We start from the raw sequence: 19,614 nt of genomic DNA on the forward strand, positions 1-19,614 counted from the left end.
TTCAACATTTTCCATGGAATATTCCGATTAAAAAGAAGTGATTGGGTGTATTCGATTAATGCGGAAGTATTCATAGTGTTTCCATGCATTTTAAGCTATGGGTCACTAAGTTACACCTCTGTAGCAAGTTAAACAATAGGAAAGTAACTTTTCTATAAAGATAAACTTCATTCTGAAACGTAGTTATCCGATTGTATTGTAATGAAAGACTATGTACTAACTAAGGGAGGGGGCATGTAGTTCAGATTTTTGGAGATTTGCTTGCGTTGGGGCTTGTACATTTTCAACAGGGTATTTATTATTCGAGAAAGGTTTCGCCAAATGTTACATATGCAATGAATGTTTAGTCGAATGGTGTGATTACTTTATTTGTCTATCTTCTTATTAAAGGGGAATCATGTTGGCCGACTTCAATTGAGTAGTGTTACTTTGCTATATTAGTTATAGTACCCAATTTGTTAGGGCATAATCTTTTTTATGAGTTTTTATAATAGGTGAGTATGAAAGTGACTTCAATAGCGGGTTTATTTGAAACAATTAGCGCGGTAATTAAAAAGTACTTTGTATTTAATGACAAAACTAATGCACTTTCAAGTACTAAGTAACGTGATTGTAACAGCGTGTATTATGCTATATAAAATTAATGAAAAAAGATTATAAAGTTATTTTAAAAAAACTGTTGATTTTCAAAATAAGATGATGTATAGTAATAAATGTCGCTAAGACGTGCTACAAAATATGAATACAACATCTCAAAAAACTTTTTCAAAAAAGTATTTGACAAAGAAAACAGATGATGATAAGATATTGAAGTCGCTTATGAAACGGCAACAAAATGAACCTTGAAAACTGAACATGCAAGACGTTAATCAATAAATGTTTTTGGACATCAACTCTGTTGGTGGATCAAAACAAAAATAGATATCATCTTCGGATGATACGCTAGCAAAGCTAATGAGCTTTCAAACTACTTTTATGGAGAGTTTGATCCTGGCTCAGGACGAACGCTGGCGGCGTGCCTAATACATGCAAGTCGAGCGAATGATGAAGAAGCTTGCTTCTTCTGATTTAGCGGCGGACGGGTGAGTAACACGTGGGCAACCTACCTAGTAGATTGGGATAACTCCGGGAAACCGGGGCTAATACCGAATAATCCATTTTGTCACATGGCAAAATGCTGAAAGGCGGTTTCGGCTGTCACTACTAGATGGGCCCGCGGTGCATTAGCTAGTTGGTGGGGTAATGGCCTACCAAGGCAACGATGCATAGCCGACCTGAGAGGGTGATCGGCCACATTGGGACTGAGACACGGCCCAAACTCCTACGGGAGGCAGCAGTAGGGAATCTTCCACAATGGACGAAAGTCTGATGGAGCAACGCCGCGTGAGTGATGAAGGTTTTCGGATCGTAAAACTCTGTTGTAAGGGAAGAACAAGTACGTTAGTAACTGAACGTACCTTGACGGTACCTTATTAGAAAGCCACGGCTAACTACGTGCCAGCAGCCGCGGTAATACGTAGGTGGCAAGCGTTGTCCGGATTTATTGGGCGTAAAGCGCGCGCAGGTGGTTTCTTAAGTCTGATGTGAAAGCCCACGGCTCAACCGTGGAGGGTCATTGGAAACTGGGAGACTTGAGTGCAGAAGAGGAAAGTGGAATTCCAAGTGTAGCGGTGAAATGCGTAGAGATTTGGAGGAACACCAGTGGCGAAGGCGACTTTCTGGTCTGTAACTGACACTGAGGCGCGAAAGCGTGGGGAGCAAACAGGATTAGATACCCTGGTAGTCCACGCCGTAAACGATGAGTGCTAAGTGTTAGGGGGTTTCCGCCCCTTAGTGCTGCAGCTAACGCATTAAGCACTCCGCCTGGGGAGTACGGCCGCAAGGTTGAAACTCAAAGGAATTGACGGGGGCCCGCACAAGCGGTGGAGCATGTGGTTTAATTCGAAGCAACGCGAAGAACCTTACCAGGTCTTGACATCCCAATGACCGCTCTAGAGATAGAGTTTTCCCTTCGGGGACATTGGTGACAGGTGGTGCATGGTTGTCGTCAGCTCGTGTCGTGAGATGTTGGGTTAAGTCCCGCAACGAGCGCAACCCTTGATCTTAGTTGCCATCATTTAGTTGGGCACTCTAAGGTGACTGCCGGTGACAAACCGGAGGAAGGTGGGGATGACGTCAAATCATCATGCCCCTTATGACCTGGGCTACACACGTGCTACAATGGACGATACAAAGAGTCGCTAACTCGCGAGGGTATGCTAATCTCATAAAATCGTTCTCAGTTCGGATTGTAGGCTGCAACTCGCCTACATGAAGCCGGAATCGCTAGTAATCGTGGATCAGCATGCCACGGTGAATACGTTCCCGGGCCTTGTACACACCGCCCGTCACACCACGAGAGTTTGTAACACCCGAAGTCGGTGAGGTAACCTTTATGGGGCCAGCCGCCGAAGGTGGGATAGATGATTGGGGTGAAGTCGTAACAAGGTAGCCGTATCGGAAGGTGCGGCTGGATCACCTCCTTTCTAAGGATAATTACGGAAACAGATCTTGGATCTGTCGATTAACGTCTTGCGTTCAGTTTTGAAGGCTCATTGTAAAATGATCTTCAAAACCTTGTTCTTTGAAAACTGGATAAAACGACATTGAAGCAAATTAAGTAACACATTTTTTATTATTAAGTTTTTTAGGCTTAATAACTAACTTTTAGGTTAAGTTATTAAGGGCGCATGGCGGATGCCTTGGCACTAGGAGCCGAAGAAGGACGGCACTAACACCGATATGCTTCGGGGAGCTGTAAGTGAGCTTTGATCCGGAGATTTCCGAATGGGGGAACCCACTGTTCGTAATGGAGCAGTATCTTGACGTGAATACATAGCGTCTTGATGGCAGACCCAGGGAACTGAAACATCTAAGTACCTGGAGGAAGAGAAAGAAAAATCGATTCCCTGAGTAGCGGCGAGCGAAACGGGAATAGCCCAAACCAAGAGGCTTGCCTCTTGGGGTTGTAGGACACTCTATATGGAGTTACAAAGGAATGAGTTAAACGAAGCGGTCTGGAAAGGCCCGCCAGAGCAGGTAACAGCCCTGTAGTTGAAAGTTCATTCTCTCTTGAGTGTATCCTGAGTACGGCGGAACACGTGAAATTCCGTCGGAATCTGGGAGGACCATCTCCCAAGGCTAAATACTACCTAGTGACCGATAGTGAACCAGTACCGTGAGGGAAAGGTGAAAAGCACCCCGGAAGGGGAGTGAAATAGATCCTGAAACCATGTGCCTACAAGTAGTTAGAGCCCGTTAATGGGTGATAGCGTGCCTTTTGTAGAATGAACCGGCGAGTTACGATTACATGCGAGGTTAAGTTTTAGAAGACGGAGCCGTAGCGAAAGCGAGTCTGAATAGGGCGAATGAGTATGTGGTTGTAGACCCGAAACCAGGTGATCTACCCATGTCCAGGGTGAAGGTAAGGTAACACTTACTGGAGGCCCGAACCCACGTACGTTGAAAAGTGCGGGGATGAGGTGTGGGTAGCGGAGAAATTCCAATCGAACCTGGAGATAGCTGGTTCTCTCCGAAATAGCTTTAGGGCTAGCCTCGTGATAGAGAATCCTGGAGGTAGAGCACTGTTTGAACTAGGGGTCCATCCCGGATTACCGAATTCAGACAAACTCCGAATGCCAGTGATTTATGCACGGGAGTCAGACTGCGAGTGATAAGATCCGTAGTCAAAAGGGAAACAGCCCAGACCACCAGCTAAGGTCCCAAAGTAATTGTTAAGTGGAAAAGGATGTGACGTTGCTTAGACAACCAGGATGTTGGCTCAGAAGCAGCCATCATTTAAAGAGTGCGTAATAGCTCACTGGTCGAGTGACGCTGCGCCGAAAATGTATCGGGGCTAAACAATTCACCGAAGCTGTGGATGGACATCTTAGATGTCCGTGGTAGGAGAGCGTTCTAAGTGCTGTGAAGTCAGACCGGAAGGACTGGTGGAGCGCTTAGAAGTGAGAATGCCGGTATGAGTAGCGAAAGACGGGTGAGAATCCCGTCCACCGAATGACTAAGGTTTCCTGAGGAAGGCTCGTCCGCTCAGGGTTAGTCGGGACCTAAGCCGAGGCCGATAGGCGTAGGCGATGGACAACAGGTTGATATTCCTGTACCACCTATTTACCATTTGAGCAATGGGGGGACGCAGTAGGATAGGGTAAGCATGCTGTTGGTTATGCATGTTCAAGCAGTGAGGCGTGAAATGAGGCAAATCCCATTTCTATAACGTTGAGCTGTGATGACGAGGACGTATGTCCGGAGTTCCTGATTTCACACTGCCAAGAAAAGCCTCTAGCGAGGTAAAAGGTGCCCGTACCGCAAACCGACACAGGTAGTCGAGGAGAGAATCCTAAGGTGTGCGAGAGAACTCTCGTTAAGGAACTCGGCAAAATGACCCCGTAACTTCGGGAGAAGGGGTGCTCTAGTAGGGTGAAAGCCCGAGAGAGCCGCAGTGAATAGGCCCAGGCGACTGTTTAGCAAAAACACAGGTCTCTGCAAAACCGTAAGGTGACGTATAGGGGCTGACGCCTGCCCGGTGCTGGAAGGTTAAGAGGAGTGCTTAGCGCAAGCGAAGGTGCGAATTGAAGCCCCAGTAAACGGCGGCCGTAACTATAACGGTCCTAAGGTAGCGAAATTCCTTGTCGGGTAAGTTCCGACCCGCACGAAAGGCGTAACGATCTGGGCACTGTCTCAACGAGAGACTCGGTGAAATTATAGTACCTGTGAAGATGCAGGTTACCCGCGACAGGACGGAAAGACCCCGTGGAGCTTTACTGTAGCCTGATATTGAATTTTGATACATCTTGTACAGGATAGGTAGGAGCCAGAGATTCCGGAGCGCCAGCTTCGGAGGAGGCGTTGGTGGGATACTACCCTAGATGTATTGAACTTCTAACCCATGCCCCTTAGCGGGGTAGGAGACAGTGTCAGGCGGGCAGTTTGACTGGGGCGGTCGCCTCCTAAAGAGTAACGGAGGCGCCCAAAGGTTCCCTCAGAATGGTTGGAAATCATTCGTAGAGTGTAAAGGCATAAGGGAGCTTGACTGCGAGACCTACAAGTCGAGCAGGGTCGAAAGACGGGCTTAGTGATCCGGTGGTTCCGCATGGAAGGGCCATCGCTCAACGGATAAAAGCTACCCCGGGGATAACAGGCTTATCTCCCCCAAGAGTCCACATCGACGGGGAGGTTTGGCACCTCGATGTCGGCTCATCGCATCCTGGGGCTGTAGTCGGTCCCAAGGGTTGGGCTGTTCGCCCATTAAAGCGGTACGCGAGCTGGGTTCAGAACGTCGTGAGACAGTTCGGTCCCTATCCGTCGTGGGCGTAGGAAATTTGAGAGGAGCTGTCCTTAGTACGAGAGGACCGGGATGGACACACCGCTGGTGTACCAGTTGTTCTGCCAAGGGCATCGCTGGGTAGCTATGTGTGGACGGGATAAGTGCTGAAAGCATCTAAGCATGAAGCCCCCCTCAAGATGAGATTTCCCATTACGCAAGTAAGTAAGATCCCTCAAAGACGATGAGGTAGATAGGTTCGAGGTGGAAGTGTGGCGACATACGGAGCTGACGAATACTAATAGATCGAGGACTTAACCAAATTTTACTTAACTAACTTCAATGTAATTTATCCAGTTTTGAGAGAACAAGAAAAAAACTTTTCTAAAATAGCAAAAAACACTTGCTAAACTTTAAAAAAGATGTTATAATAATTCTTGTCCTTAAGAAAATAGTCTAGTGACGATAGCAAAGAGGTCACACCCGTTCCCATGCCGAACACGGAAGTTAAGCTCTTTAGCGCCGATGGTAGTTGGGGGTTTCCCCCTGTGAGAGTAGGACGTTGCTAGGCGAACAATATGGAGGATTAGCTCAGCTGGGAGAGCACCTGCCTTACAAGCAGGGGGTCGGCGGTTCGATCCCGTCATCCTCCACCATTATTTTAAATAAACAATGCCGGTGTAGCTCAGTTGGTAGAGCAACTGACTTGTAATCAGTAGGTCGAGGGTTCGACTCCTTTCGCCGGCACCATTCATTTCATATGAGCCATTAGCTCAGTTGGTAGAGCATCTGACTTTTAATCAGAGGGTCGTAGGTTCGAATCCTACATGGCTCACCATTTTTTAAAAAACATTATATGCGGGTGTGGCGGAACTGGCAGACGCACTAGACTTAGGATCTAGCGCCGCAAGGCGTGGGGGTTCGACTCCCTTCACCCGCACCATAATTTTTAAGTTTATCAGCATATTGCGGAAGTAGTTCAGTGGTAGAACACCACCTTGCCAAGGTGGGGGTCGCGAGTTCGAACCTCGTCTTCCGCTCCAAAATATGCCGGGGTGGCGGAACTGGCAGACGCACAGGACTTAAAATCCTGCGGTAGGTGACTACCGTACCGGTTCGATTCCGGTCCTCGGCACCATCTTTTAATATAATATAAGTGATATAAATGCGCCCGTAGCTCAATTGGATAGAGCGTCTGACTACGGATCAGAAGGTTGTGGATTCGACTTCTGCCGGGCGCGCCATTAACGGGAAGTAGCTCAGCTTGGTAGAGCACTTGGTTTGGGACCAAGGGGTCGCAGGTTCGAATCCTGTCTTCCCGACCATTAATACTTTCAACCCTATGGGGCCTTAGCTCAGCTGGGAGAGCGCCTGCCTTGCACGCAGGAGGTCAGCGGTTCGATCCCGCTAGGCTCCACCAATTTATTACTAAATTTAATACCATCATGGCGGCGTAGCTCAGCTGGCTAGAGCGTACGGTTCATACCCGTGAGGTCGGGGGTTCGATCCCCTCTGCCGCCATACTAACCAAACTAAAGGACCTTTAGCTCAGTTGGTTAGAGCAGACGGCTCATAACCGTCCGGTCGCAGGTTCGAGTCCTGCAAGGTCCACCATCTACACAACGTTATATTTTTTGGAGGAATACCCAAGTCTGGCTGAAGGGATCGGTCTTGAAAACCGACAGGCGGGTCATACCGCGCGGGGGTTCGAATCCCTCTTCCTCCTCCATTTTTTAAAAGTTAATTTCATAATATCATTATCGCGGGGTGGAGCAGTTCGGTAGCTCGTCGGGCTCATAACCCGAAGGTCACAGGTTCAAATCCTGTCCCCGCAACCAAATGGTCCGGTAGTTCAGTTGGTTAGAATGCCTGCCTGTCACGCAGGAGGTCGCGGGTTCGAGTCCCGTCCGGACCGCCATTTTTTAAAAATATTGTATTAATCATCATGGGTCAGTAGCTCAGTTGGTAGAGCATTAGATTGAAGCTCTAAGTGTCGGCGGTTCGATTCCGTCCTGACCCACCATGATGCGGGTGTAGTTTAGTGGTAAAACCACAGCCTTCCAAGCTGTTGTCGAGAGTTCGATTCTCTTCACCCGCTCCAATTTTATGGGCCTATAGCTCAGCTGGTTAGAGCGCACGCCTGATAAGCGTGAGGTCGATGGTTCGAGTCCATTTAGGCCCACCATTAAAATTATTCCGAAGTAGCTCAGTGGTAGAGCATCCGGCTGTTAACCGGACGGTCGTAGGTTCGAGTCCTACCTTCGGAGCCATATATGGGGAAGTACTCAAGTGGCTGAAGAGGCGCCCCTGCTAAGGGTGTAGGTCGCGTAAGCGGCGCGAGGGTTCAAATCCCTCCTTCTCCGCCATATAGGCCCCTTGGTCAAGCGGTTAAGACACCGCCCTTTCACGGCGGTAACACGGGTTCGAATCCCGTAGGGGTCATACTAAAAAACCATTAGAATCATATTTGATTCTAATGGTTTTTTTGCGTTTGAAAAGGCGTATTTTTAATGAGTTAAAGCAATTTTTGCAGATTATGAAAAAGAGTTCTTTATAATTAGGCAAGTTAAAAATCATCATAAATATATGAAGTAACATACTACGTAAAGGCTGTTTGCCGGTACTTAGATTTTTTAAATTATATCCTATTGACCTTAACGTTACGTCAAACTATATAGTAGAAACATGGAGGTGAAAAGAGATGGAAATGACGATTCAAAAACTTGCTCAGCTGTCAGGAGTTAGTTCTAGAACATTGCGTTATTATGATGATATTGGCTTGTTAAAACCTGCACGTGTAAATTCTTCAGGTTATCGTATTTATGGGCAAGAAGAGATTGATTTGTTACAGCAAATATTATTTTATCGTGAATTAGGCTTTAAGTTAGAAGTCATTAAAGAGATCATAACAGTCGAGAATTTTGACTATAAGAATGCCCTAATGGAGCATTATAAGGCATTAATGGAGAAACGCCAACAATTAGATGTCATGATAACAACGGTAACTAAAACAATCAGAGCTATGAATGGAGGAGTTCAAATGTCAAACGAAGAAAAGTTTGAAGGTTTAAAGGAAAAAATGATTTTAGATAATGAAAAAGAATATGGCGAAGAGATACGACAAAATTACGGAGATGCTACAGTTGATGCATCCAATAATAAAGTGCAACAAATGACTGAGCAGCAATATGAAAAAGTGCAAGCATTGGAGCAAGAAGTGATGAGTTTATTAAAACGAGCAATGGAAACTGGTCAAGCTGATAGTGATGTTGCTCAGCGTGCTGCCGAAGCACATAAGCGATGGTTAATGTATTATTGGCCAAAGTATAGCAAAGAAGCACATGCAGGACTTGCAGAAATGTATATAGCAGATGAACGTTTCACGAGCTATTATGATAAAGAGCAAACTGGTACAGCACAACTTTTAAGAGATGCTATATTAATCTATACTGGAATGAATAATTAGAGTACTGCAAAAGCAGTACTCTTTTTTATGTTTGATTTAAAAAATATAGGAAATAATAATAAATAGGTTATATTAATGGAGGAATAAAATGACGAACACAAAATATCAAAATTTAAAAAATCAAATGATACAAGAATTATTTGTGTTGCAGGGAAGAAAATATACACATGAGCCCCCAGATTCAACAGAGTTATCCAATTATGACAACCATCCTGCAGATCAAGCAACTGATTTAACAGATCAAGTAACAGAAATGGCGATTGGTGAACATAATGGACAACAAATTGAAAAACTTGAGGCTGCGTTGCGAGCTATTGATGATGGTTCTTATGGAAAATGTAGCGAATGTGGAGAAGACATTCCATTCGGTCGATTAGAGGCTATTCCAACAGCACTGACATGTGTCGAGCATGTACCAGAAAATAAGGTACCTACTGACAGACCTGTTGAGGAGGAACTATTAAATGCTTCAACAGAGCGACCTATACAGGATGATAGATCAATTGTTGATAATGAGGACAGTTTTCTAGAAGTAGAAGCATACGGTTCCTCAGATTCACCTAGCGATCAAATAGAATAAAGTAAAAATGGGACTGTGGAGATACAGTTCCATTTTTGTTGTGCTCAATATTAATGACAACCATGTGAAATTAGAAAATTATTTTATGAATTTTTCAGAAATTTATATTCATATTAAGTTTCCATAATCGTAAAATGGAAATATATAGATTTTAATGTATTTTGAAGGGGAGAATTACAGTTTCATCAAATGATTGAAATAAGGGGTGAAAATAGGGATGTGGAAAAGATATTCTTTATTACTTAGTGGAATTGGTGTTTCCTTTTTTGGAAATTGGATTTACATAATCGCGTTAAATGTCTTGGTTCTTGATATGACCAAATCAGCAGCAGCAGTTGCAGGTATTTATATTGTAGGTCCTGTTGCAAAGTTACTAACGAATTTCTTCGCCGGATCCATAATTGATAGGCAGAATAAGAGAAGGTTAATGATATTTTCTGATGTAATAAGAGGTTTACTTGTGCTACTTGTACCTTTTATGGGGTCGATTTGGATAATTTATACCATCATATTTGTTGCAAATATGGCCGGTTCCTTTTTTGGGCCCAGCTCTACTTTTTATATCACAAAATTTGTAAAGGAAACCGATCGACGACGATTTAATTCAATTATGAGTATGATGAATTCAGGTTCATTTTTAATCGGCCCTGCGCTTGCAGGTATACTAATTGTAACAGTTGGTACAACGATATGTGTTGTGATTAACGCAATAACATTCTTTTGTTGTGCTTTTTGTATTTACCTGTTACCAAATATCGAAGATAAAACAATATTAAAGCGTGAACCAATTACTATAAAAATGATGTTAGCAGATTGGCAAGTTGTTAAGTCATATATAAAACAAGATCATTATTTTATAAAAGTATATTTATTATTCCAAGTTGCTTTAATGATTGCTTTTTCTCTAGATTCACAAGAGGTGACATTTATTAAGCAAAACCTAGGATTATCTAATCAAATGTATGGAGTAATCGTTAGCATTACAGGGATAGGTTCAATTATTGGGGCATCAATATCAGCAATGTTGGTGAAAAAAATATCATTACAAATATACTTTGCCGTAGGTATGTTGATGACCACAGTTGGCTATTTATTATTTTACAGCTCTGTAGGGTTTTGGACAGCAACTGCAGCATTTATCTTTTTAGGGTTCTTTATGTCATTCTCCAACTCAGGATATGATACTTTCTATCAAAAAAATGTGCCAACAGAAATTATGGGGCGGTTTGGTAGTGTTACAGCAATGTTCTTGAGTATAATACAAATTTCATTTACTTTTATTATCGGTGCTCTAGCTGAATGGTTTTCTTTACAAATGGTAGCTGTAGGATTTTCGGCAATAGCAGTGCTACTATCGGTTATATTGTGTACACAAGTATTTCAAAAATCAAACAAGCGATATTATGCTGAAACATCGTAACCATGTATAATATGTGCAGTAAGATAGCTAATGGGGGTACAACATATGAATATTATCGATTTGCATTGTGATGTGTTATGGAAATTGTCCATAGCCGAAGAACCACTTAATTTTAGAAATGCACCACAATTACAAGCAAATTTAGAACGCTTAAAGCAAGGAAAAGTGAAGGTGCAATTTTTTGCGATTTTCGTAGATGAAGATATACCTCAAGGGAGAAAATACTTAGAGGCACTCCGCCAAATTGAATTATTCCAAACACAAGTGCTTGCTCCAAATCCGGAGATGGTACATATTACAGATTGGCATCAACTAGAAACGCTACAAGAAGGTGAAATTGGAGCGGTTTTAACATTAGAAGGTTGTGATGCCATCGGAGCCGATCTATTCAAATTACAGGCTATATTAGACGCAGGCGTGAAACTAGTTGGCCTCACTTGGAATAATGAGAATGCTGTTGCTTATGGTGCACAAAATGACCCTAATTTAGGTTTGAAAGATTTTGCAAAAGAGGTTGTGGCATTATTAAATGAACGTGACATACTCATAGATGTATCACATTTAAATATGCAAGGATTTTGGGATGTACTACCGATGGCTAAACATATTATTGCTAGTCACTCGAATGCACGTGCATTATGTGACCATCCTCGTAATTTAACGGATGAGCAGGCAAAGGCTCTTGTAGAACATGGTGGTCATATTCATCTTGTTTATTATCCAGAGTTCATTGTCAATCATACTGAATCTGCTACAATGCAGGCATTGATTCAACATTTTGTGCATTTAGCAAATGTAGTTGGTGTAGAGAATTTAGGGTTAGGATCAGATTTTGATGGCATTCACCAGTTTGTTGGGAATTTACAGAATGCATCTCAAACTCAAAATTTGTTAGAGAAATTGCAAGAACATTTTACTAAGGATGAAGTGAAAGGTATCGCGAGTAATAACTTCTTATCTTATGTGAAAAAAATATAAAATTAAGTATAAAAAAACGTCATGACCTAGGTTGTCATTACGTTTTTTTTGCAGTGAAGTTAATTCTTTGTTATTTTCACTAGTATTTGCTTATTTGTGCCGTAAATGATTAATTCGTAAGCATCTTTCTTTATCTGGGTTTTAGTGGATTCTAATGTGAAAAATTTCTTGAAAGTCTCTTTTAAATAAGTGATATTTTCCGACTTAGACTTGTCTAACCCCGTGTTTAAAGAAATATAGGTTTTTCCATTCTTTATTTGATAACTTACACCTTTCAGCATGTAATCACTTTTCCCAATAAGATTATCTGAAATAGTGCTAATAATTGGACTCCATCTATAATCTTGAAGTCTTTTCGATTTGTTATACAGTTTAAATTCAACTTTTTTAATTTTAAACTTTTCCTTCTTTAAAGCCTTTTCCACAGCTAGCTTTATAGTCTTTTTTCTTTTTTCAGTATTAGGTAATTCTATAATGAGGATTCCAGATTTTATATCGTTATATGCTATGCTAGGCGGTGTATCATATCCGAATTTTTTCATGGTTTTTGAAATGATAGGGAAGAGGTTAAGCATTTCTTTATGGATTTCTTCACTTTTAGATGGCAACTCATTAGGAGGAACGTTTTCGAATTTCTCAATTTTGATTTTATAATCGTCAGTATAGTGGGCTGCCAAAATTTCTTCAACTTTCTTTGTCACTATTGGATTTTCTTTTTCTAATTCTTCATTAGTGAGCTTGAGGGAAATAGTTATGGTATGAGGATGAGGTATTACTCCCACACTCATAACTACATAGTCTGAGCTGCTTAAAGTATCAAAAATTTCCCGTGCAACAGAAATCCCACCCATATCTAATTGAATGGGGGCTAACTTCTTTTCATTACTAGCCATTACAGGTGAATTGTTGGTATTACTTACAAAGAGGCATAAGAAAGCAATTGCAAGGCTTACAAGGATATGTGGCTTTTTCAATAGAATTCGTTTTATTTTCATAAATGCTGTCCCCAGTTGCTTGGCTTCTAAGTGTTTTCTCGTTGTGAAAACCCCTTTTCTTCATTTTTTAGTCATTTAATAATATTGATTTCAACCTTTCAAATCAACCTAAATGTTCATAAGTAAAATATATGTTAGTAGATAAAACCTCATGACATAATCTATCATGACGTTTATATTTTAGCTGTATTAGAATTTTTTAGTAAATTACTAGCGAAAATACATAGAAAATGCAATTGAACTTTGCAAATGAAGTGCCGAATTGCCAATAAAGATGTATGATAGTATAGGATATTTAAGTATGTACGAGTGGATTCCATTAATTGGTGGTATTCGTTGACGGAGGGAATTTTCATGAATCGGAAGTTGTCAGCAACAACCGGCGACCGAATTGAAACAGAGCAATCGACATTATATTTTCATATAGAAACAATAGAAGTAAGTCGATTGTCAGCGCTCGCCTTTTTTGAAGCGGGTGAGCAATCATTTGCTGGACAACGATTTTTTTGGCAAAATCGTGAAAAAACATTTACGCTTGCAGGTTTGGGTCATGCTCAAACAATTTCAAGCGATGCAAAAGAACATAGATTTGATGACGTAGAACAACAATGGAAAAAGCTAACGCAAAATGTTGTGAATGATGAAAACAATATTCAACCTATTTTGTTTGGTGGTTTTACATTTGATACGGAAAATGAAGTGTCAGGTGAATGGACAGGTTTTCCTGAAGCTTTTTTTGCTGTTGCAACATACCAACTTGTAGTGAAAAATGATCAAGCTTATGTGAGTATTCATTTGATCACTGATGAAGAGAATACGACAGAAGCGCTTAATGCCTTACGCAAAGAGCGTGATGAATTGATTCATACAGCGCAAGTAAAGGCGTTAAAAATATATGCCAAGCCACAAATTAAGAGCAGTTATGAGCCTTATAAAGAAGAATACTTGGAATCAATTAGCAAGGTGACGTCTTTAATACGCCAAAAAGAAGCAGATAAAGTTGTCATTGCACGCTCTCTCGCTTTGCAATTTGAAGAACAAGTAACATCTCCTAATGTGTTGTCACAAGTAATGATGGAGCAGCCAGACAGTTATCTATTTGGCCTAGAAGAACAAGGTAAATTGTTTTTCGGAGCATCACCTGAGCGTTTAGTAAAGGTTTCCGATAAATATGCTTACTCTTCATGTATTGCAGGTTCTATCAAACGAGGGAAAACGGCTGAAGAAGATGACTTGCTAGGACAAAGCTTATTAAATGATACGAAAAACCTTTCCGAGCATCAATATGTGGTGGATATGATTTTACAGACATTTAAAGAAAACTGTGCAAGTTATCAAATTCCAAATGCGCCTCAGTTGCTGAAAATTAGAGATATACAACATCTGTTTACACCAGTTGAAGGTCCATTGAAAGAAGGAGCGACTGTTTTACAATTAGTAAAAACATTACACCCAACACCGGCTTTAGGGGGCGTACCTCGTATGAAGGCAATGCAAGTAATACGAGAATATGAACCATTGAATCGCGGACTCTATGCAGCTCCAATTGGGTGGCTAGATGCTCAAGGTAACGGGGAATTTGCTGTAGCTATTCGTTCGGCTCTATTAGCTAAAGATCAAGCATTTTTATATGCTGGTGGTGGCATTGTAGCTGATTCACAACCAAGCAGTGAATACGATGAAACTTTAGTGAAATTCCGTCCGATGTTACGAGCTTTAGGAGGACAATTACATGAGTGAGAAAGAGACTTTAACGAGCTATGTTTATAAGCTCGTTGCGTCATTATATGAGGCAGGTGCACGAGATGTAGTTGTGAGTCCGGGCTCACGCTCAACTCCACTTGCTTATGCTTTTGCTTCTTCAAAGGAATTTAATTTATACCGTCAAGTAGATGAGCGTTCTGCAGCATTTTTGGCATTAGGTATTGCAAAGGCAAGTGTGAGACCGGTTGTGCTAGTTTGTACATCAGGAACAGCGGCAGCGAATTACTTCCCTGCAATTGTAGAAGCGAGCTATGCGCGTGTACCTTTGATCATATTAACGGCCGATCGTCCACATGAATTACGTGAAGTCGGAGCACCACAAGCAATCGATCAAGTGAATTTATACGGTAAGCAAGTAAAATGGTCAGTTGACTTCCCACTACCAGATACATCAACAGGGACAATGTCATTTATCGAACGTCATATAGTACGTGCGATGTCGATTGCGACGACTGCACCTGCTGGCCCTGTACAAATTAATGTACCTTTCCGTGAACCACTACTCATCAATTTCCAAGAGACATTACCAGTTGGAACATTTGTGGAAAGTTACGGAGCTGAATTACGTCCTTCGAAAAAGGCATTTAATACATTAGAGGCTGCAATTAACAAAGCTGAAAAAGGATTATTAATTTTCGGTGAGATGAGTCCTGGAGCGGACATAGAAGCTGTTTGGGATTTTATTCGAAAGGTGAAATGGCCAGTTCTTGTAGAGAGCCTATCTCATTTACGCTCGAATATTCCTGAAGATTGTATGGATTATATCATTGATCAGTATGATGCTATTTTGAAAAACGAGGCTTTTAAAAATTCTATGGCACCTGATACTATTATTCGCTTTGGTGCACAGCTAGTATCAAAACCTCTTTCATTATTTTTAACTTTGGTTAAACCAGATACATTTATAGTAATAGATGAGAATCCGATGTTCCGTGATTCTTTAGCAATTGCTACACATCACATACATGCCGGTGTCAGTGACTGGTTAGAAGATGTCACTGTTGAGTCAATAATCGATACTATTTATAGATCTAAATGGATTGCTGCAAATGATATTGCAACAAAGCATATTAAGCAGTATTTAGTAGAGCAATCTGATGAGGGTGCAATGGCAGCGACGCTATTTACAAATTTACCTGAAGCAAGTGATTTATTTGCTAGTAGTAGTATGCCAATCCGAGATGTAGATACATTTTTCAATAAAACGGTAAAAGATGTGAAAGTTTTTGCGAATCGCGGTGCAAATGGCATTGATGGTGTTGTGTCTACTGCTTTTGGTATGCAACTTGCAAGACAGCGTGAAACGTATTTATTGATTGGTGATTTAGCGTTTTTACATGATGTGAATGGATTAATTACGACACGATATCAAGCGTGTAATATGACGATCGTTGTGATGAATAATGATGGCGGTGGTATTTTCTCATATTTAGCACAAGCTACAGAAGAAGCACATTATGAAGAATTATTCGGAACACCTTCAGGACTTAACTTTAAAGAAATCGCAGTAATGTACGGAGCAGAATATCAAGCTGTAGAAACAAAAGAGGTATTTGTAGAAGTGTTACAAACACCAAAACAAAAACCGCTTCGTTTGATAGAAGTATTTACAAATCGTCAAGTAAATGTTGAGACACACCGTAAATTATGGGGAGCGATTGGTGAGGAGTTAGATGCAAAATGGCAAGCGTAATAATGACAATAAACGGCTTAAACGTGCATTATAAAATAATTAATCCGCGCGTCGAAAAAACCGTTGTATTATTACATGGCTTTACTGGCAGTTCTGCAACATGGGACAAAGTAAAAAGCTTAATGGGTGATCAAGTACGTATCATTGCAATTGATTTGATTGGTCATGGTTACACAGATAGCCCCAAAAACGTAGAGCATTATTCCATGGAGAAGCAAATTGCAGCCATACATGAATTGTTGGTACAACGTGGTATCAATAAATTCACGTTAGTAGGTTATTCTATGGGGGGACGCATCGCATTAGCGTATGCTTTGCAATATCCCGAATCAATTGAGCAACTTATTTTGGAAAGTGCTTCACCAGGTCTGCAAACGATTGAAGAACGCACTGTCAGAGTAAAAGCTGATAATACTCTAGCAGATCGTCTTGAAGAAGAAGGTATACAAGCATTTGTGGATTATTGGGAGAACATATCCTTATTCGATTCACAAAAAAACTTACCTCTAGACATTCAAGAGGAAATTCGTGCAGAGCGCTTATTGCAAAATGAAAGAGGTTTAGCAAACAGTTTAAGAGGCGTAGGTACAGGACAACAGAAATCATATTGGGATGAGTTGGCAGCCTTTACTAAACCTGTTGTTTTAGTAACAGGTGAGTTAGATAAGAAATTTTATCAAAAGGCTATCGACATGAAGAATTTATTCCAAAATTGTAAGCATGTAGTCGTACCAAAAGCTGGACATGCAATTCATGTGGAAAATCCTGAAACTTTTGCTACAATAATAGAGGAACAAATTTAAAAATTACAAGTAGGAGGATCATATATATGACTCGTCAATGGGTAACAGAGCGTACATACGAAGATATTAAGTATGAATCTTATAATGGTATCGCTAAAATTACAATTAATCGTCCGGAAGTGCGAAATGCATTCCGTCCAAAAACAACTTCAGAATTAATCGACGCATTTACACGTGCACGTGATAATGCAAATATCGGTGTAATTATTTTAACTGGTGAAGGCGACCAAGCTTTCTGCGCAGGCGGAGACCAAAAAGTTCGCGGAAACGGTGGCTATGTTGGAGATGACAACATTCCTCGTCTAAACGTATTAGACTTACAACATTTAATCCGTATCACGCCAAAACCTGTAGTAGCAATGGTTGCTGGTTACGCAATTGGTGGCGGACATGTGTTACACATCGTTTGTGATTTAACTATCGCAGCAGAAAACGCTCGCTTTGGACAAACTGGACCTAAAGTAGGTTCATTTGACGCTGGTTACGGTGCAGGTTACTTAGCACGTATCGTTGGCCATAAAAAAGCACGTGAAATTTGGTACCTATGCCGTCAATACGATGCACAAGAAGCATTGGATATGGGCTTAGTAAATACAGTTGTTCCTCTAGAAAGATTAGAAGACGAAACTGTTCAATGGTGTGAAGAAATGCTTTCTAAATCACCTACTGCATTACGCTTCCTAAAAGCATCATTCAACGCAGACACAGATGGTTTAGCAGGTCTTCAACAATTCGCTGGAGACGCAACTTTACTTTACTATACAACAGACGAAGCAAAAGAAGGTCGCGACGCATTCAAAGAGAAACGCGAACCAGACTTTGGCCAGTTCCCACGTTTCCCTTAATAGCTAAGGAAGACTGCCTAAGTTTGTCGTAACGGTTGCATGACCAACAAAATGCTCGTCCAGCTGCGAGCAGTTATCGCCTGAAGCTGGAACTGTCGAGTAAATACTTCAAGTAATTTTCACCTAATGACAGCTCAGAAAAGTTGTCATTGTAAGCTGTCCTCTAAGGGCAGCTTTTTTTATCAACATAATTAAGGCGGGGGTGAAAAAATGATACCAAACTGGCTTTTACAACGTAGCTTATTAACACCTGAGCGGATTGCACTTAGCTTTGAAGAAGAACAGTGGACTTTTAAAGAAGTGAATGATAAAGCACTTATTCTAGCTGGAAAATTAATTGCAAATGGCGTAAAGCGGCAATCTCGTGTAGCTATTTATGCACCATCCCATCCCAATATTATTTGGATGATGTATGCTTGTATGCATTTGCAATGTGAGATGGTGCTATTAAATTTACGATTAACAGAAAAGGAGCTAGCTTATCAAATTGATGATGCGGCAGTTAATTTTATTTTAGTAGCGGACTTACTAGTGGAGAAATTACCTGTTAATAATGTGCCAACATTGACTTTTAATGAAATTAATACAAGTCATCAGCGAGACTTCGTTCTTGCAGGTGAGTGGGATGATGATGACACGATGACAATCATGTATACATCTGGTACCACTGGCTATCCAAAAGGAGTTCGCCAAACGGTAGGGAATCACGTTTCAAGTGCTACTTCCTCCGTTTATAATATGGGTTTAGTAGAAGGTGATTGCTGGCTTTGTACAATGCCATTATTTCATATCAGTGGATTTTCCATGCTAGCTAAATCATTATTGCATGGTGTTGAAATTAAACTCTATCCTAAATTTAACGTTAAAGAAATAGTAAATGAATTAGTAGCAGGTACTGTAACAAGAATGTCAGTTGTATCTGTCACTTTAGAAAGAATTTTATCGGAGTTGGAAGCTAGAAATGTTAAAGTTTCTCCAAAGTTTTTAACAATGCTTGCTGGAGGCGGGCCGGTTCCAATCGATTATTTGAAGAGAGCGGAAGAACTTGGACTTAATGTTTCCCAAACATACGGTATGACAGAAACATCTTCTCAAACAGCAACTTTATCAAGTACAGATGCAATACGTAAATTAGGATCTGCGGGTAAAGCTCTCTTTTTCAATCAAATCCGTATTGATGGAGCAGAGAAAGCTTTTGATCAAGGTGAGATTTTAATTCGTGGTCCCCATGTAACACCTGGATATATAGGGAGGTTCGCGCATAAGTCTTCTCAGGAAAATGGCTGGTTACATTCAGGAGATATTGGCTATCTCGATGATGAAGGTTATTTGTATGTCGTTGATCGTCGTTCAGATTTAATCATTTCCGGTGGTGAAAATATTTATCCTGCGGAGATTGAAAATGTACTTGTTTCACATGAAGCGGTCCGTGAAGCTGGTGTATGTGGAGTAGAGGATGAAAAATGGGGGCAAGTACCTAATGCATTTGTTGTATTAAAAGAGAGAATAAGTGTAGATGAATTGTCGACGTTTTGCAGGGAACATTTAGCCAATTACAAAGTACCACATCAAATTTATTTCGTTAGTGAATTACCTCGCAATGGCTCAAATAAGTTATTGCGAAGAAAATTAAAAGAGTTATTAAACAAAGAATAAAATCAAGATTAAATTAATTAAACCATCTATGATGATTAATATCATAGATGGTTTAATTTTGTATAACAGCATTGATATTTAGTCGAATTCAGTAGCT

General features: G+C 41.0%; 10 protein-coding genes, 20 tRNA genes and 3 rRNA genes. 32 read left to right on the forward strand and 1 reads right to left on the reverse strand.

Going from position 1 to position 19,614, the window contains the following annotated elements; genetic code table 11:
• The first annotated feature begins 972 nt into the window (after positions 1–972).
• The 27 genes from MHH85_RS02045 (at position 973) to MHH85_RS02175 (ending at position 11,761) form a co-directional block, all read left to right on the forward strand.
• Positions 973–2,525, forward strand: a 16S ribosomal RNA gene (locus MHH85_RS02045).
• A 184-nt stretch (positions 2,526–2,709) separates the two neighbouring features.
• Positions 2,710–5,639, forward strand: a 23S ribosomal RNA gene (locus MHH85_RS02050).
• 133 nt (positions 5,640–5,772) lie between these two features.
• Positions 5,773–5,888, forward strand: a 5S ribosomal RNA gene (rrf, locus tag MHH85_RS02055).
• Together the 16S, 23S and 5S rRNA genes with 20 tRNA genes alongside form the textbook arrangement of a ribosomal RNA operon.
• 9 nt (positions 5,889–5,897) lie before the next feature.
• Positions 5,898–5,973 (forward strand) — tRNA-Val (locus MHH85_RS02060).
• Positions 5,974–5,991: 18 nt separating this feature from the next.
• A tRNA-Thr gene (locus tag MHH85_RS02065) sits at positions 5,992–6,067 on the forward strand.
• A 12-nt stretch (positions 6,068–6,079) separates the two neighbouring features.
• A tRNA-Lys gene (locus MHH85_RS02070) sits at positions 6,080–6,155 on the forward strand.
• A gap of 20 nt (positions 6,156–6,175) precedes the next feature.
• A tRNA-Leu gene (locus MHH85_RS02075) sits at positions 6,176–6,260 on the forward strand.
• A gap of 25 nt (positions 6,261–6,285) precedes the next feature.
• Positions 6,286–6,360, forward strand: a tRNA-Gly gene (locus MHH85_RS02080).
• 6 nt (positions 6,361–6,366) lie between these two features.
• Positions 6,367–6,455 (forward strand) — tRNA-Leu (locus MHH85_RS02085).
• Between the two features lie 29 nt (positions 6,456–6,484).
• Positions 6,485–6,561, forward strand: a tRNA-Arg gene (locus MHH85_RS02090).
• A 4-nt stretch (positions 6,562–6,565) separates the two neighbouring features.
• Positions 6,566–6,642: transfer RNA gene (locus MHH85_RS02095), tRNA-Pro, on the forward strand.
• Positions 6,643–6,661: 19 nt separating this feature from the next.
• Positions 6,662–6,737: transfer RNA gene (locus tag MHH85_RS02100), tRNA-Ala, on the forward strand.
• Positions 6,738–6,764: 27 nt separating this feature from the next.
• Positions 6,765–6,838, forward strand: a tRNA-Met gene (locus tag MHH85_RS02105).
• A gap of 16 nt (positions 6,839–6,854) precedes the next feature.
• Positions 6,855–6,931: transfer RNA gene (locus MHH85_RS02110), tRNA-Ile, on the forward strand.
• Positions 6,932–6,953: 22 nt separating this feature from the next.
• A tRNA-Ser gene (locus tag MHH85_RS02115) sits at positions 6,954–7,046 on the forward strand.
• 32 nt (positions 7,047–7,078) lie between these two features.
• Positions 7,079–7,155: transfer RNA gene (locus MHH85_RS02120), tRNA-Met, on the forward strand.
• A gap of 3 nt (positions 7,156–7,158) precedes the next feature.
• Positions 7,159–7,235 (forward strand) — tRNA-Asp (locus MHH85_RS02125).
• A 29-nt stretch (positions 7,236–7,264) separates the two neighbouring features.
• Positions 7,265–7,340, forward strand: a tRNA-Phe gene (locus MHH85_RS02130).
• 4 nt (positions 7,341–7,344) lie between these two features.
• Positions 7,345–7,418 (forward strand) — tRNA-Gly (locus tag MHH85_RS02135).
• 7 nt (positions 7,419–7,425) lie between these two features.
• A tRNA-Ile gene (locus MHH85_RS02140) sits at positions 7,426–7,502 on the forward strand.
• Positions 7,503–7,512: 10 nt separating this feature from the next.
• A tRNA-Asn gene (locus tag MHH85_RS02145) sits at positions 7,513–7,587 on the forward strand.
• 5 nt (positions 7,588–7,592) lie between these two features.
• A tRNA-Ser gene (locus MHH85_RS02150) sits at positions 7,593–7,683 on the forward strand.
• A 4-nt stretch (positions 7,684–7,687) separates the two neighbouring features.
• Positions 7,688–7,759: transfer RNA gene (locus MHH85_RS02155), tRNA-Glu, on the forward strand.
• Between the two features lie 259 nt (positions 7,760–8,018).
• Positions 8,019–8,783, forward strand: a complete 765-nt coding sequence (locus MHH85_RS02160; protein ID WP_193740813.1) for a MerR family transcriptional regulator — start codon at positions 8,019–8,021, stop codon at positions 8,781–8,783.
• Between the two features lie 88 nt (positions 8,784–8,871).
• On the forward strand, positions 8,872–9,363 hold the full coding sequence (locus tag MHH85_RS02165) for a TraR/DksA C4-type zinc finger protein (protein WP_340705801.1): 492 nt from the start codon (positions 8,872–8,874) through the stop codon (positions 9,361–9,363).
• Positions 9,364–9,580: 217 nt separating this feature from the next.
• Positions 9,581–10,783 (forward strand): MFS transporter, encoded by a 1,203-nt coding sequence (locus MHH85_RS02170; protein WP_340705802.1) that lies wholly within the window; start codon positions 9,581–9,583, stop codon positions 10,781–10,783.
• A gap of 45 nt (positions 10,784–10,828) precedes the next feature.
• Positions 10,829–11,761, forward strand: coding sequence for a dipeptidase (locus MHH85_RS02175; protein WP_340705803.1), 933 nt, complete (start codon positions 10,829–10,831; stop codon positions 11,759–11,761).
• A 59-nt stretch (positions 11,762–11,820) separates the two neighbouring features.
• On the opposite strand, the gene MHH85_RS02180 is transcribed toward MHH85_RS02175, so the two are convergent.
• Positions 11,821–12,756, reverse strand: coding sequence for a hypothetical protein (locus MHH85_RS02180; protein WP_340705804.1), 936 nt, complete (start codon positions 12,754–12,756; stop codon positions 11,821–11,823).
• Between the two features lie 354 nt (positions 12,757–13,110).
• Here MHH85_RS02180 and MHH85_RS02185 point away from each other — a divergent pair, with 354 nt between their 5' ends.
• From MHH85_RS02185 to MHH85_RS02205, 5 genes are all read left to right on the forward strand, one after another.
• Positions 13,111–14,496: an isochorismate synthase gene (locus tag MHH85_RS02185; protein WP_340705805.1), complete on the forward strand. Its 1,386-nt coding sequence runs from the start codon at positions 13,111–13,113 to the stop codon at positions 14,494–14,496.
• Positions 14,489–16,213, forward strand: coding sequence for a 2-succinyl-5-enolpyruvyl-6-hydroxy-3-cyclohexene-1-carboxylic-acid synthase (menD, locus tag MHH85_RS02190; RefSeq protein ID WP_340705806.1), 1,725 nt, complete (start codon positions 14,489–14,491; stop codon positions 16,211–16,213). Before MHH85_RS02185 ends, menD begins: the two co-directional genes overlap by 8 nt.
• Entirely contained in the window at positions 16,201–17,016 is an 816-nt protein-coding gene (gene menH / locus MHH85_RS02195) for a 2-succinyl-6-hydroxy-2,4-cyclohexadiene-1-carboxylate synthase (RefSeq protein WP_340705807.1), read from the forward strand. The genes menD and menH overlap by 13 nt, the downstream gene beginning before the upstream one ends.
• Before the next feature lie 26 nt (positions 17,017–17,042).
• Complete coding sequence (gene menB / locus MHH85_RS02200) at positions 17,043–17,861, forward strand: 1,4-dihydroxy-2-naphthoyl-CoA synthase (RefSeq protein ID WP_038188163.1); 819 nt, start codon at positions 17,043–17,045, stop codon at positions 17,859–17,861.
• Between the two features lie 210 nt (positions 17,862–18,071).
• Positions 18,072–19,517: an o-succinylbenzoate--CoA ligase gene (locus MHH85_RS02205; RefSeq protein WP_340705808.1), complete on the forward strand. Its 1,446-nt coding sequence runs from the start codon at positions 18,072–18,074 to the stop codon at positions 19,515–19,517.
• Positions 19,518–19,614 lie beyond the last annotated feature (97 nt).

The organism is Viridibacillus sp. FSL E2-0187 (assembly GCF_038006425.1).
Taxonomy (GTDB): Bacteria; Bacillota; Bacilli; order Bacillales_A; family Planococcaceae; genus Viridibacillus; species Viridibacillus arvi.